15 protein-coding genes are annotated in these 13,971 nt (G+C 63.4%); all 15 read left to right on the top strand.

Going from position 1 to position 13,971, the window contains the following annotated elements:
• Positions 1-9: 9 nt before the first annotated feature.
• The 15 genes from QRN50_RS17670 (at position 10) to QRN50_RS17600 (ending at position 13,751) form a co-directional block, all read left to right on the top strand.
• Positions 10-264 carry an acyl carrier protein gene (locus tag QRN50_RS17670; RefSeq protein ID WP_011266401.1) on the top strand — a complete coding sequence of 85 codons (255 nt, stop codon included), beginning with the start codon at positions 10-12 and terminating at the stop codon, positions 262-264.
• On the top strand, positions 261-806 hold the full coding sequence (locus QRN50_RS17665) for a COG4648 family protein (RefSeq protein ID WP_011266400.1): 546 nt from the start codon (positions 261-263) through the stop codon (positions 804-806). The genes QRN50_RS17670 and QRN50_RS17665 overlap by 4 nt, the downstream gene beginning before the upstream one ends.
• A 10-nt stretch (positions 807-816) precedes the next feature.
• The gene (locus QRN50_RS17660) at positions 817-2,499 is read left to right on the top strand and encodes an acyl-CoA synthetase family protein (RefSeq protein WP_024641100.1); all 1,683 of its coding nucleotides are present in this window, start codon (positions 817-819) and stop codon (positions 2,497-2,499) included.
• Positions 2,492-3,226 carry a glycosyltransferase family 2 protein gene (locus QRN50_RS17655; protein ID WP_060405933.1) on the top strand — a complete coding sequence of 245 codons (735 nt, stop codon included), beginning with the start codon at positions 2,492-2,494 and terminating at the stop codon, positions 3,224-3,226. The genes QRN50_RS17660 and QRN50_RS17655 overlap by 8 nt, the downstream gene beginning before the upstream one ends.
• Positions 3,223-4,170 (top strand): lysophospholipid acyltransferase family protein, encoded by a 948-nt coding sequence (locus QRN50_RS17650; protein ID WP_011266397.1) that lies wholly within the window; start codon positions 3,223-3,225, stop codon positions 4,168-4,170. Before QRN50_RS17655 ends, QRN50_RS17650 begins: the two co-directional genes overlap by 4 nt.
• Before the next feature lie 65 nt (positions 4,171-4,235).
• Entirely contained in the window at positions 4,236-4,685 is a 450-nt protein-coding gene (locus tag QRN50_RS17645) for an acyl-CoA thioesterase (protein ID WP_003316680.1), read from the top strand.
• A complete protein-coding gene (locus QRN50_RS17640) occupies positions 4,682-5,296 on the top strand; it encodes an outer membrane lipoprotein carrier protein LolA (RefSeq protein WP_024641101.1) in 615 nt (204 codons plus the stop codon). The genes QRN50_RS17645 and QRN50_RS17640 overlap by 4 nt, the downstream gene beginning before the upstream one ends.
• Positions 5,280-7,643 (top strand): MMPL family transporter, encoded by a 2,364-nt coding sequence (locus tag QRN50_RS17635; RefSeq protein WP_024641102.1) that lies wholly within the window; start codon positions 5,280-5,282, stop codon positions 7,641-7,643. The genes QRN50_RS17640 and QRN50_RS17635 overlap by 17 nt, the downstream gene beginning before the upstream one ends.
• 54 nt (positions 7,644-7,697) lie before the next feature.
• Complete coding sequence (locus QRN50_RS17630; protein WP_096127303.1) at positions 7,698-8,945, top strand: NAD(P)/FAD-dependent oxidoreductase; 1,248 nt, start codon at positions 7,698-7,700, stop codon at positions 8,943-8,945.
• Positions 8,942-9,676, top strand: coding sequence for a class I SAM-dependent methyltransferase (locus QRN50_RS17625; RefSeq protein WP_096127304.1), 735 nt, complete (start codon positions 8,942-8,944; stop codon positions 9,674-9,676). Before QRN50_RS17630 ends, QRN50_RS17625 begins: the two co-directional genes overlap by 4 nt.
• The gene (locus QRN50_RS17620) at positions 9,673-10,155 is read left to right on the top strand and encodes a lipoprotein (protein ID WP_011266392.1); all 483 of its coding nucleotides are present in this window, start codon (positions 9,673-9,675) and stop codon (positions 10,153-10,155) included. The genes QRN50_RS17625 and QRN50_RS17620 overlap by 4 nt, the downstream gene beginning before the upstream one ends.
• A complete protein-coding gene (locus QRN50_RS17615) occupies positions 10,152-11,348 on the top strand; it encodes a beta-ketoacyl-[acyl-carrier-protein] synthase family protein (RefSeq protein WP_060405931.1) in 1,197 nt (398 codons plus the stop codon). The genes QRN50_RS17620 and QRN50_RS17615 overlap by 4 nt, the downstream gene beginning before the upstream one ends.
• Positions 11,345-11,800 (top strand): hotdog family protein, encoded by a 456-nt coding sequence (locus QRN50_RS17610; RefSeq protein WP_003346295.1) that lies wholly within the window; start codon positions 11,345-11,347, stop codon positions 11,798-11,800. Before QRN50_RS17615 ends, QRN50_RS17610 begins: the two co-directional genes overlap by 4 nt.
• Positions 11,797-12,525 carry a 3-oxoacyl-ACP reductase FabG gene (fabG, locus tag QRN50_RS17605; protein WP_060405930.1) on the top strand — a complete coding sequence of 243 codons (729 nt, stop codon included), beginning with the start codon at positions 11,797-11,799 and terminating at the stop codon, positions 12,523-12,525. Before QRN50_RS17610 ends, fabG begins: the two co-directional genes overlap by 4 nt.
• The gene (locus QRN50_RS17600; protein ID WP_011266389.1) at positions 12,525-13,751 is read left to right on the top strand and encodes a beta-ketoacyl-ACP synthase; all 1,227 of its coding nucleotides are present in this window, start codon (positions 12,525-12,527) and stop codon (positions 13,749-13,751) included. The genes fabG and QRN50_RS17600 overlap by 1 nt, the downstream gene beginning before the upstream one ends.
• The last annotated feature ends 220 nt before the right edge of the window (positions 13,752-13,971 follow it).

Genomic DNA, 13,971 nt, shown 5'->3' with positions numbered 1-13,971 from the left:
GAATTGAACATGCAAACCCGTGAAGACATCTTCGAAATCCTGCGCGCCGCAATGGTGGAACTGTTCGAACTGGAGCCTGAGAGAGTCACGCTTGAAGCCAACCTGTATCAGGACCTGGAGATCGACAGTATCGATGCCGTGGACCTGATCGATCACATCAAACGCAAGACCGGCAAGAAGATTGCGGCTGAAGAGTTCAAGTCGGTGAGAACCGTGAAGGACGTGGTAGAAGCCGTGTACAAACTGGTCAATACCGCCGAATGAAGCGGCTGATTGGCCTGATTCTGGTGCTGGCCGGCGTGCTGTATCCATTCGCCGTCTATTGGGGGACCGAGCATTTCGCCCCCTGGCAGTTCGCGCTGCTGCTCGGCAGCCTGTGGCTGGCGCGCGCCCTGACCGGAGAGCGCAGGCAAGGCAGCCTGGCGATGGCGATTGTCGCGCTGATCTTTTGCGTGGTGCTCGGCGCCCTCGACAGTCACATGATGCTGCGCTGGTATCCGGTACTGGTCAGCACCTTCATGCTCGGTCTGTTCGGTTCAAGCCTTGTCTACGGCCCGCCGATCGTGGAAAAGATGGCGCGCCTGAACCGCCCCGATCTGCCTGAGGCCGGTATTCGCTACACCCGTAAAGTCACGCAGATTTGGTGCCTGTTCTTTCTCGTCAACGGCCTCACGTCAGCCATCCTGACGCTGTGGGCACCGTTGTCATGGTGGACGCTGTACACCGGCCTGATTTCCTACGGCCTGATGGGCGTGTTGTTCGCTGTCGAATGGATCGTCCGCCCACCCTCTGCGGGCGGCAAATGAAATGGATCGCATGAACTGGTTGAACCTGGAACACCTGCTGCTCGATGCGCTGCCCGACCGGCTGCTGACGCTGGCCCCGACCCTGGACCACGCGCAGTTTCGTGATCAGGCGCTCAGCGTGGCCGCTGGGCTGCAAGCGCGTGGCATCACCCACCTTGCAGTGCACCTCGAAGATGCCGCCGACCTGGCCATTGCGTTGTTCGCGGCCTGGCGCGCGGACGTGCATGTGTTGCTGCCCGCCGACTTGCAGGGCCAGACCCGCGAGCGCTGGGCGAATCAGGTCGACCTTTGGCTGACCGACCTGCCAGGTGACACCCAGCTGAGCGATCTGCGTGCCGCGCCCCTCCCGGCGGCAGCGCTGGACCTCGACCAATGCCGGCTGAGCCTGTGCACCTCAGGCTCCAGCGGCGAGCCCAAACTGATCGAGAAGCGCCTGCGGCAACTGGCCAACGAAGTCTGCGGGCTGGAACAGCTGTGGGGCGCGGAGCTCGGCTCGGCATGCATGATCGGCAGCGTGGCGACGCAACATATTTACGGGCTGCTGTTTCGTTTGCTGTGGCCGCTGTGCGCGGCACGCCCGTTCGTGCGCCGTCAGTTGCCGTTCGCCGAAGACCTGCAACGCGCCAGCCGTGAATACCCGTCATTCGCCTGGGTCGCCAGCCCCGCGCTGCTCAAACGCATGGGCGACAATCTCGACTGGCACAGTCTTGCGGCCGTGCGCCGGGTGTTCTCTTCCGGTGGTGCATTGCCGGCCGACGCCGCACAGAGCCTGCAGCAACGCCTCGGCCAGTGGCCGACGGAAATTCTCGGCAGCTCGGAAACCGGCGGCATCGCCTGGCGTCAGGGCGGGCAGCGCTGGCAGGCCTTCGACGGCGTAGAGCTGAGTCAGGATGCGCAAGGTGCGCTGCGCATCAGCTCGCCCTATCTGCCGCCCGGCCATGTCGAGCAGACCGCCGATGCGGCGCTGATCGGCGCAGACGGGCGCTTTGAACTGCTGGGCAGGCTGGACCGCATCGTCAAACTCGAAGAGAAGCGCGTGTCCTTGCCGCTGATCGAGCAGGCCCTCGCGGCTCACCCGTGGGTGAGTGAAGCACGCCTTGGCTTGGTGCAGGCAAACCGTGCCTCGCTGGGCGCGCTGCTGGTGCTGAGCGCCGCGGGCTTGCTGGCCCTGCGCAATCAAGGCCGCCGGGCGCTCACCGAAGCCTTGCGACAGCACCTGCAGCCGCATTGCGAAACCATCGCCCTGCCGCGTCGCTGGCGGCTGCTGCGGCAGATGCCGCTCAACGCCCAGGGCAAGCTGCCTCAAGCAGACGTCGAGGCGCTGCTGCTGGCGCCGCGCTCGAAACAACCGGAAGTGCTTGAGCAACAGAACGTCGAAGGCGAGCTGCACCTGCACTTGAGTGTCCCGCCCGATCTGGCGTTTTTCAGCGGCCACTTTCCCAAGGCGCCGATTTTGCCGGGCGTGGTGCAGGTCGACTGGGCGATCAGTCTGGGCCGGCGCCTGCTCGACCTGCCATGCGGATTCGCCGGCATGGAGGTGCTCAAATTCCAGCAGCTGGTGCGCCCCGGCGACCGTCTCACGCTGACGCTGCGCTTCGATGCGGCACGCTCCAAGCTGCACTTCGCCTTTCGCAACGCCGACAACGCGCCCTGCTCCAGTGGCCGGATCCTCCTGGAGGACGACCATGCATAAGCCTTGCGTGATCATTCCGGTGTTTGACCACGAGCTGGCCGTGCCCAACGTGGTCAAGGCCGTGCGCAACGCCGGGTTGCCGTGCATCCTGGTCGACGATGCCAGCAGCCCGGCCTGCGAAGCCGTGTTACAGCAGTTGGCACAGGGCGAGGCTATCTACCTGCTGCGCCTGCCGGTCAATCAGGGCAAGGGCGGCGCGGTGATGGCGGGGTTCCGCGAGGCGCTCAGGCTGGGCTTCAGCCATGCGTTGCAGGTCGATGCCGATGGCCAGCATGATCTGAGTGATATTCCGCTGTTTCTGGAGCAGTCACGCCAGCACCCGGATGCGCTGATCTGCGGCTATCCGCAGTTCGACGAGAGCGTGCCCAAAGGCCGTCTGTATGCGCGCTACCTGACCCACGTCTGGGTGTGGATCAATACCCTGTCGTTGCACATTCGCGACTCCATGTGCGGCTTTCGCCTCTATCCGCTGGCGCCGGTGCTGGCGCTGATCGACCGCGTGCAGATCGGCAGGCGCATGGATTTCGACTCGGAAATTCTCGTGCGCCTGTCCTGGCGCGGCCAGCCGATGCGCTGGCTGCCGACACGGGTTCACTACCCGCAGGACGGCCTGTCGCATTTCCGCCTGTTTCACGACAACGCTCTGATTTCGAAAATGCACGCCAAACTGTTCTTCGGCATGCTGGTACGCCTGCCCATGATCCTGTGGCGACGGTGGCGGCCATGAGCATCGACAAGTCGCCCAGGGAGCATTGGGCCAGTCATCAGGAGCGCGGCAGTTTCATGCTCATGAAGCTCACCGCCTGGGGCATGCGGGTACTCGGCCGGCGCCTGCTCAGCCCGGTGCTGTATGGCATCGTTCTGTATTTCTTTGTCTTCGGCCGACGTGCCCGGCACAGCATCTGGCAATACCAGCAGCACCTGGCCGACTGGAGCGGCAAGCCCGAACTGCGGCCCGGCCAGCGCCGGGTGTTCGGGCAGTTCATGGCATTTGCCGATGCCTTGCTCGACAAGCTCGACGTGTGGAACGGCAGGCTGGGTATCGATCAGATCGAGATCGTCGACCAGGCCCTGCTGCGCCAGAACCTGCGTGGCCAACGCGGACAGATGCTGGTCGGTGCGCACCTGGGCAACCTCGAAGTGTGCCGTGCGCTGGCCGAACTCGGCGAAAAGGTCACCATGAACGTGCTGGTGCACACCAAGCACGCCGAACGTTTCAATCGCCTGCTCGGCGAAGCCGGCGCGACTCATCTGCGCCTGATTCAGGTCAGCGAGCTGGATCCGGCCATCATGCTGCAGCTCAGCCAGCGCCTGGACGAAGGCGAGTGGCTGGCCATCGCCGGTGACCGCGTCGCGCTGCACGGCGGGCGCAATGTGCGGGTCGACTTTCTCGGTCAGCCGGCCAACTTCCCGCAAGGCCCCTGGCTGCTGGCCGGTCTGCTCAAGTGCCCGGTCAACCTGTTCTTCTGCCTCAAGGGTGCGAAAGGCTACCGAGTGATTCTCGAACCGTTCGCCGACGCCATCGAGTGGCGGCGCAGCGACCGCGCTCAGGTCATCGAGCAGTGGGCCACGCGTTATGCCGAGCGTCTTGGTCACTATTGCCTGGAAGCGCCGCAGCAGTGGTTCAATTTCTACCCATTCTGGAAGTCTGCCGATGAATCGGGCTCATGAGCTGATCGCGCTCGGCGATCGGGGGCTGCGTTGTAAAATCAGCGCGGGTCGCCACAGGAGGTTACATGCGCAGTAAGGGTTTTCTGCACATCGACACTGAAATCGTCGTGCCGTTTTTCGACGTCGACATGATGAACATCGTCTGGCACGGGCACTACGTGAAGTACCTCGAAGTAGCGCGTTGCGCGTTGCTCGATCATATCGGCCATAACTACATGCAGATGCTCGAATCCGGTTATGGTTGGCCGGTGATCGATCTGCAATTGCGCTATGTGCGCAGCGCCGTGTTCGGTCAGACACTGAACGTGCGCGCCAGTCTGGTGGAGTGGGAGAACCGCTTGAAAATCAATTACCTGATCACCGATGCACACACCGGTGAGCGCCTGACCCGCGCCAGTACTGTGCAGGTCGCCGTCGACAGCCAGAGCCGGGAAATGCAACTGGCTTCGCCGCAAGTGTTCATCGATGCCGTGAAAAATGCCCTTGAGAGCACAATAGAGAGCGCCTCGCCATGAACCGCCCGCTTCGCACCTTGACTCTGCTGGGTCTGCTGGGCCTTTCGTCCCTGGCGCAGGCTTTCGACCTGCAACAACTGAGCGACCAGCTCGCCAAACCTGCCGTGGTGCAGGGTCGTTTCGTTCAGGAAAAACACCTGCGCGCCCTGCCGCAACCGCTGCTCAGCAAGGGCCGCTTCGTGCTCGCCAGGGATTTCGGGCTGCTCTGGCTGCTGGAAACACCGCTCAAGCAGGATTACCGCATCAATGCCGACGGTATTGCCCGTCGTGAAACCGCTGGCAATGTCAGCACCTGGAAGCCGGTGCCGAACAAGAACGCCGGCTCCGAGCAGAACCGTCTGTTTCTGGCGGTCCTGCAAGGCGACAGCAGCGGCCTGCAACGGGATTTCGACTTGCAGCTCAAGGGCGAAGCGACTGCCTGGCACCTCACCCTGACGCCACGCTCGATGCTGCTGCAACAAGTGTTCAAGCAGATCAACATCGACGGCGGCGAACTGGTGCAGCGTATCGAGCTGCTGGAAACCCAGGGCGACAGCACGGTCCTGAAAATGATCGACAGCAGCAGTGCCACGACCCTGACCGATGCGCAGCGTAATGACTTCAAAGACTGAGCGGCTGTTGCCGCGACTGTTCCTGCTGATTCTGGCGGGCGTATTGGCGCTGGCTGGCTGGCAGTGGCACGACCGCTCGCCGCTGTCGGCCAACCTGATGGAGCTGGTGCCGGGCACCGATAACGACGAACTGGTCGTGAGCGCCGAAAAGCGCATGCAGGAACCGCTCAACCGCGAAATGCTGGTGCTGGTAGGCCACAGCGATCGGCAAAAGGCCGTCGAACTGGCGCGTAACCTGGCTGAACAATGGCAGTCGACCGGCCTGTTCGAGAAGGTCCAGTGGTCGCTGCAGGCCGACCTGCCCGCGCTGCGCACCCAGTTGCTGCAAGGGCGCATCGCCATGTTGCCGACAGCGGACCGCACACTGCTGATCGATGACCCGAAAACCTTCATCGAACAGCGCGTACAGACGCTGTTCGACCCGTTTGCCGGGTTCAGCCTGGTGCCTGGTCAGGATGACTGGCTGGGGCTGACCGGACGTATCCAGAACGGTCTGCCGAAACAGGGCTCGGTCGAGGCGGATCTGGCCAGCGGCGCGCTGGTGGCCACTGCCGAGGGTAAAAGCTGGGTACTGCTGCGTTCGCGCACCCGAACCGATGCCTTCGATATGCACCTGCCCGGCCAGGTTGCCGACCTGCTGGCGCAAGCGCGGGTGCAGGCCAGTCAGGCGGGGGGGCAATTGCTCGCGGCCAGCGGGCTGCTTTACGCTGCCGACGGGCAGAAGCAGGCCAGCCGGGAAATCACCTGGGTCGGCGGTGGCGCAACGGTCGGTATCCTGTTGCTGCTGTTGCTCGCCTTCCGCCGCTGGAGCGTGCTGCTGGCATTCGTGCCGGTGGTGGTTGGCATGCTCTTCGGCGCGGTGGCCTGCGTCGCGCTATTCGGCAGCATGCATGTCATGACGCTGGTGCTGGGCTCGAGCCTGATCGGGGTGGCGGTGGATTACCCGCTGCATTACCTGTCCAAGAGCTGGAGCCTCAAGCCCTGGCGCAGCTGGCCCGCCTTGCGCCTGACCCTGCCGGGCCTGAGCCTGAGCCTGATCACCAGTTGCATCGGCTACCTGGCGCTGGCCTGGACGCCGTTCCCGGCACTCACGCAAATTGCGGTGTTCTCGGCGGCCGGCCTGATCGGCGCCTACCTGACGGCGGTGTGCCTGCTGCCCGCGCTGCTCGCCAATGTCGAGATCAGCCCTGCCCAGTGGCCGCTGAAACTGGCGCAATTGATGCTCGATTGCCGCGCCGCCTTGTTGCTGCGCATCAGCACACCGATCCTGCTGGTGCTGCTGTTGGCCTTCTGTGGCGGCGGGCTCTGGCACCTGACCACCAAGAACGATATCCGCCAGTGGGTGGCAGCGCCTCAGACGTTGACCGATGAAGCCCAGGCCATCGCACGGATCACCGGTTATCAGCCCACCAGCCAGTTTTTTCTGGTGCGCGGCAAGGACCAACAGCAGTTGCTGGATCGGCAGTCCGAACTGACCCAACGGCTCGACCAACTGGTCAGCATGGACAAGCTGCAAGGCTACATGGCGCTCAACCAGTTGCTCGATTCGCCTGCCGAACAACAGGCCACCCGCGATGCACTGGGCAAATTGCCGCAATACTGGGCACCGCTGGTGCAACTTGGCGTTCCGGCCAGCGCCTTGAAGGCTGAACTGGCGCAATTACAGGCACTGCCGACCCAAGACGTCGATCAGGCGCTTCAAGGCCCGCTGAGCGAGCCGTGGCGCACGCTCTGGCTGGGACCGACCCGCGATGACAATGGCGATCAAGGTGTCGCCAGTATCGTCAGCCTGCGCGGCATGAACAGCATGGCGTTGCTGCGCGTGCAGGCCATCGGGCTGGAGGGCGTGCAACTGGTCGACCGCCTGGGTGAGCTCAACGAGGTGTTTGCCCACACACAGATCAGTGCAGCGGAATTGAAGCTGGCGTCGTGCGTACTGATCGTCCTGCTGCTGATCACTCCGTTTGGCTTCGGTGGTGCGTTGCGCATCGTCGCCCTGCCGCTGCTGGCGGCCCTGTGCAGCCTCGCAAGCCTGGGCTGGCTCGGTCAGCCGCTGACCCTGTTCAGCCTGTTCGGCCTGCTGCTGGTCACGGCGATCAGCGTCGATTACGCCATCCTGATGCGCGAGCAGATAGGCGGCGCGGCGGTCAGCCTGCTGGGCACGCTGCTGGCGGCGCTCACCACCTGGCTGTCGTTCGGGCTGCTGGCCGTTTCCAGCACCCCGGCGATCAGCAACTTCGGCCTGTCGGTCAGTCTGGGGCTGGCGTTCAGCTTCCTGCTGGCGCCCTGGGCCAGCCCGCGTAAAGCGCTTCATTCGCCAGCCACTACTGAAGGGCAACACGCATGAGTCTTGCAGCGTTGTCGTCACTCCCTGCCACCGCCCAACCGAAAAGGAATACCTGTGCCCATCACTGATAGGGAAATTCGTCAGGTCGTCGTCATCGGTGCCGGCCCGGCCGGTTCAATAGCGGCTGCCCTGCTCAAACGCCAGGGCCATGACGTGCTGATCATCGAGCGTCAGCTGTTTCCGCGCTTCTCCATCGGTGAAAGCCTGCTGTGCCATTGCCTGGACTTCGTCGAAGAAGCCGGAATGCTGGAGGCGGTGCAGGCCGCCGGTTTCCAGCCCAAGAATGGCGCAGCCTTCGCGCGTGGCGAGCAATACAGCGATTTCGACTTCGGCGATACGTTCAGCAACGGCAGGCCGACGACCTTTCAGGTGCAGCGCAGCGAGTTCGACAAACTGCTCGCCGATCAGGCCGCGCTGCAAGGCGTGGAAATCCGCTATCAGGAAGAGATCGTCAGTGCCGACTTCGACGGCCCGCAGCCGGTTTTGCGTGTGAGGCGCGAGGACGGCAGCGAATACAGCGTGCAGGCCAGCTTCGTGCTCGACGCCAGCGGTTATGGCCGCGTGCTGCCGCGCTTGCTGGATCTGGAAGCGCCGTCGGGTTTCCCCGTGCGCCAGGCGGTGTTCACGCATATCCAAGACCGCATCGAAAGCCCGCCCTTCGACCGCCGCAAGATTCTCGTCAGCATCCATCCGCAGCACAGCGATGTGTGGTTCTGGTCGATTCCGTTCAGCGAAGGCCGCTGTTCGATAGGCGTGGTCGCCTCGGCTGAACGCTTCAAGGACAAGCCCGAGGATCTGGATGCCTGCCTGCGCACCTTTATCGCTGAAACACCGCAACTGGCCAGCGTGCTGAAAAACGCGGTCTGGGACACGCCGGCGAGAACCATCGGCGGCTACTCGGCCAACGTCAAGACCCTGCACGGCAAGGGCTTTGCGCTGCTGGGCAACGCGGCGGAATTCCTCGACCCGGTGTTTTCTTCGGGCGTGACCATCGCCATGCGTTCGGCAAGCATGGCGGCTGGCGTGCTGAGCCGGCAGTTGCAGGGCGAAAACGTGGATTGGGAAAGCGAGTTCGCGGTGCCATTGAAACGTGGCGTCGACACCTTTCGCGCCTGTGTCGAAGGCTGGTACGACGGTACGTTCCAGAACGTGATCTTCTACCCCGGCAGCGCTCCGGACATCCGCCGCATGATCAGCTCGATTCTGGCCGGTTATGCCTGGGACGAACGCAATCCGTTTGTCAGCGAGCCCAAGCGCCGCCTGCGCACGCTCTCGGAAATCTGCGCGGGCAGTGGCTCATGAATCGACCGTTCCTGAGTGACAGTTATGTCGAGGAAACCCGCTTCGGCCTGTGGTTTCTGCGCAGCAACATCTGGCAGTACCGCGTGCTGCGCGTGGCGATAGACGACTTGCGCAGCCTGTTCGCCAGCGCGCCGCCGGTTGCGCCGGTGTTGCTCGACGCCGGGTGCGGGCAAGGCCGCTCGTTCCAGCACCTGAACAAGGTTTTTCAGCCCTCCAGGCTCATCGGTGTCGACGCCGACCCGCACAGCCTCGACATGAGTCGTGAAGAGGCGCGGGCCAGAGGCGTAGAGGTCGAACTGATCGGCAGCGACTGCGCAGCCCTGCAAGTACCCGACGCCAGCGTCGATCTGCTGTTCTACCACCAGACTTTCCATCATCTGGTCGATCAGGAACGGGCGCTGGCCGAGTTTTATCGCGTGCTCAAACCGGGCGGTTATCTGCTGTTCGCCGAGTCGACCGAGGCGTACATCGACACCTGGGTGATTCGCTGGCTGTTCCGCCACCCGATGCATGTTCAGAAAAGCGCGGCGCAGTATCTGCAGATGATCCGTGATCAGGGTTTCGAGTTCGATGCACAGAATGTTTCGTACCCTTACCTGTGGTGGAGCCGCGCCAGGGACTTCGGCCTGCTCGAAGTCTTGAAACTGCAAAAGCCCAGGCCGTTCGGGCAGCGTGAGGAAACGCTGGTCAATGTCGTGGCCCGCAAACCCCTGGAAGTGGGAGCATCATGATTCGCGTACTGTTTTTAGCCTTCCTGCTGCTCGGCGGCTGTGCGGCACAAGCCCCGCTGCCGACCAGCGCACCGACCCTGCAATTGCCGATGCAACTGCACATCGAGCGTCGCCAGGCCGATCAGCATCAGGACTGGTTGCTGATCATCCAGCGTGAAAACGGCGGATTGCGCTGGTCGATGATGGACCCGCTGGGCATTCCCCAGGCGCGCCAGTTGCTGATCGACGGAAAATGGCAGGCCGATGGTTTGCTGCCGCCCAATCCCGAAGCCCGCGAGCTGTTCGCTGCGCTGATGTTCGCCATGACCCCGGACCTGGAAATGCATGGTCGCTACCCGACCGCTTACCGCCAGGGAATGCAGCGTCGTCTGGATGACCGCTGGCTGGTCGAATATCAATCGGCCAACGCGTTCACTGTCCGCCTCAAGGACCGGCTGAGCTACAAGGTGACACCGCTGAACAATGAGAGCCTGCCATGACTGCCTATCTCAACGCGCTGGGCCTGATCTGCTCGCTGGGCGACAGCCGTGAAGAGGTGTCGCGCAGGCTGTTCGCAGGCGACAGCTCGGGCATGGTGTTCGAAAGCGGCTGGGTGCCGGAACGTGCGTTGCCGGTCGGCGCGGTCAAATCCGCACTGCCGCCCATTCCGGCTGCCGTGCATTTGCATCACAGCCGCAATAACCAGTTGCTGCTGGCTGCCGCCCTGCAGATCGAGGATGACATCAGCCAGGCTATCACCCGCTTCGGCGCCGGACGGATTGGCGTGATCATCGGCACCAGCACCTCGGGCATTGATGAAGCGAGCGAGAGCATGGCCGTCTGGCTGCGTGAGCGGACCTTCCCCGACGATTACGATTATCGGCAACAGGAACTGGGCGCACCGGCGAATTTTCTCGCCGCCTGGCTGCAATTGAGCGGCCCGGCCTACGTCATTTCGACAGCCTGCACGTCCAGCTCGCGGGCGTTGCTCAGTGCGCGTCGGGCGCTGGACATGGGCCTGTGCGATGCCGTGCTGTGCGGCGGCGTCGACAGCCTGTGCAGGCTGACCCTGCAGGGATTCTCGGCACTCGAGGCCATGTCGCCGCAGCTCTGCAACCCGTTCTCCAGCAACCGCAACGGGATCAATATCGGCGAGGCGGCCGCGCTGTTCCTGATGACTCGTGAAGCCGACAGCAGGCACTCGATTGCCCTGCTGGGCGCAGGTGCCAGCTGCGACGCTCACCACATCTCGGCCCCCGAACCCACCGGGCGTGGTGCGCGCGATGCCATGCTGCAAGCGTTGCGCAATGCCCGACTCGAGGCGGAACAGATCGGTTATCTGAACCTGCATGGCACCGCCACGCCGCACAACGACGCGATGGAGAGCCTGGCCGTGCAGGGCGTATTTCCGAACGGCGTGCCCTGCTCGTCGACCAAACCGCTCAGCGGCCACACCCTGGGCGCGGCAGGCGCGCTGGAAGCGGCGTTTTGCTGGCTGAGCCTGGCGCCGCAGAATACCGAACAGGCCCTGCCCCCGCACCTGTGGGACGGCGAGGCCGATCCGCTCTTGCCTGCGCTGCACTGGACACACGCAGGCTCGCGCCTGACACCTGAAAACGCTCGTTACATGATGAGTAATTCGTTTGCCTTCGGTGGCAACAACATCAGCCTGATTATCGGAGATGCCCCATGACCGAGTGGCCGCTCGCCGAACTCATCCCCCATGCCGGCGACATGATTCTCATCGATCAGGTGCTGAGCTTTGACGAAGAGCAGATTCGAACCCGCCTGACCGTACGCGCCGACGGCCTGTTCAATCAAGCCGACGGCAGCCTGCCGGCATGGCTGGGCATCGAGCTGATGGCGCAGAGCGTCGCGGCCTATGCCGGTTGCAAGGCGCGCAACAAGGGCGAAGCGGTCAAGCTGGGTTTTCTGCTTGGCAGTCGCAAGTTCGACTGCAACGTGACGCGCTTCCCGCTGGGCAGTGAACTGCACATCCATGCCGTGCGCTCCCTGCAGGACGACAACGGCATGGGCATGTTCGAATGCACCCTCACCGGACCGGGTATCGAGGCTTTTGCCCGACTCAATGTATATTGCCCGCCCAATACTGCTGACTACCTGGCTGAAGGAGCCCCGGCATGACTGAATCGATACTGGTCACCGGCTCCAGCCGTGGCATTGGCCGCGCCATCGCCCTGCGTCTGGCGCAGGCCGGATACGACCTGATCCTGCATTGCCGCACCGGCCGCAGCGAAGCCGAAGCGGTGCAGGCCGAAGTCGTTGCGCTGGGCCGTCAGGCACGCGTGCTGCAATTCGATGTCTCGGACCGGGCCGCCTGCAAGGCCGTTCTGGAACAGGACGTGGAGACGCACGGCGCCTATTACGGCGTGGTGCTCAACGCCGGGCTGACCCGCGACGGCGCGTTTCCGGCGCTCAGCGACGATGACTGGGATCAGGTGCTGCGCACCAACCTGGACGGCTTCTATAACGTCCTGCACCCGTTGACGATGCCGATGATTCGCCGTCGTGCAGCAGGGCGCATCGTCTGCATCACTTCGGTTTCCGGGCTGATCGGCAACCGCGGCCAGGTCAATTACAGCGCTTCCAAGGCAGGGCTGATCGGTGCTGCCAAGGCCCTGGCTATCGAACTGGGCAAGCGCAAGATCACCGTCAACTGCGTCGCGCCGGGGCTGATCGATACCGCCATGCTCGACGAGAACGTGCCGGTGGACGAACTGCTGAAAATGATTCCGGCACAACGCATGGGCACGCCCGAGGAAGTGGCGGGTGCGGTGAATTTTCTGATGTCGACCGAAGCGAGCTACATCACTCGTCAGGTTCTGGCCGTCAACGGGGGACTGTGCTGATGAAGCGTGTGGTAGTGACCGGCATGTCCGGCATCACCTCGGTAGGCAGCGACTGGCCGACTATCGATGCACGCTTTACGGCCAATCGCAGCGGCATTCGCCGGATGGACGAGTGGAACCGCTTTGCCGAGCTCAATACTCGCCTGGCTGGTCCCATCGACGATTTCGCCGTGCCGGGGCACTGGACGCGCAAGCAACTGCGCAGCATGGGCCGCGTGTCACGCCTGGCCGTGGCGGCTGCCGAGCAGGCCCTGATCGACGCCGGGCTGCTGAATGACCCGATCATTCGCGATGGGCGCATGGGCACGGCCTGCGGTTCGTCCACCGGCAGCACCGACGAGATCAAGGCCTTCGGCAACATGCTGATCAACTCGGTGGCCGTGGGCCTGAACGCCAATTCCTATGTGCGGATGATGCCGCACACCACCGCCGCCAACATCAGTATCTTCTTCGGCCTGACCGGACGCCTGATTCCGACCTCCAGCGCCTGTACCAGCGGCAGTCAGGGCATCGGCTATGCCTATGAGGCAATCAAGTTCGGCCGTCTGCCGCTGATGCTGGCGGGCGGGGCCGAAGAGCTGTGCCCGACCGAGGCCATGGTCTTCGACGCGCTGTACGCCACCAGCCTGAAGAATGACGCGCCCCACACCACACCACGCCCCTACGACAGCGGGCGCGACGGCCTGGTGATCGGTGAAGGCGGCGGCATGCTGGTGCTTGAAGAGCTTGAGCATGCCCAGGCACGGGGGGCGCACATCTACGCCGAAATAGTCGGCTTCGGCAGCAACGCCGACGGCGCGCACAGCACTCGCCCCGAGCAGACCACCATGCGCCGCGCGATGGAGCTGGCCCTCGAAGACGCCAACCTGTCGCCCGACGCCATCGGTTACGTCAACGGTCACGGCACCGCCACCGAACAAGGCGACATCGCCGAGACCCTGGCCACCAGCAGCCTGTTCGGCCCGCGCATGCCACTTAGCTCGCAAAAAAGCTTCCTCGGTCACACGCTGGGAGCCTGCGGCGCGCTGGAATCATGGTTCAGCATCGAAATGCTCAACAGCGATCGCTACATCCATACGCTCAACCTGGTCGATATCGACCCACAGTGCGGCGAACTGGACTACATCGTCGGCGAACCCAGGCACATGAGCAACGAATACGTGATGAACAACAACTTCGCGTTTGGCGGCGTGAACACCTCGCTGATCTTCAGGCGTTGGGGCTAAGGGTATTCTCTGAGCCGCCTGTCGTTCCTCACGCGCCAGCCCACACACCTACCCTTCCCTACGCGTGGGAATGGCGTTCTGGACGTTATGCGTCCGATCTTTAAGTACCAAGCGGGCTTCAGCCAGGAGGACGTGGGAGCTTCGGGAAGTTAAGACCAGCTGCGAAGCGCCCCCACGGCCTGCGGCCAGAATCTCAACTATCGTGCGACGCTCCGCATCG

The organism is Pseudomonas sp. MEJ108 (genome assembly GCF_030208985.1).
In the GTDB taxonomy this organism is placed as follows: domain Bacteria; phylum Pseudomonadota; class Gammaproteobacteria; order Pseudomonadales; family Pseudomonadaceae; genus Aquipseudomonas; species Aquipseudomonas fragariae.
Note: the sequence above shows the minus strand (reverse complement) of the source record. Positions and strands in the feature narration are given on the sequence as shown.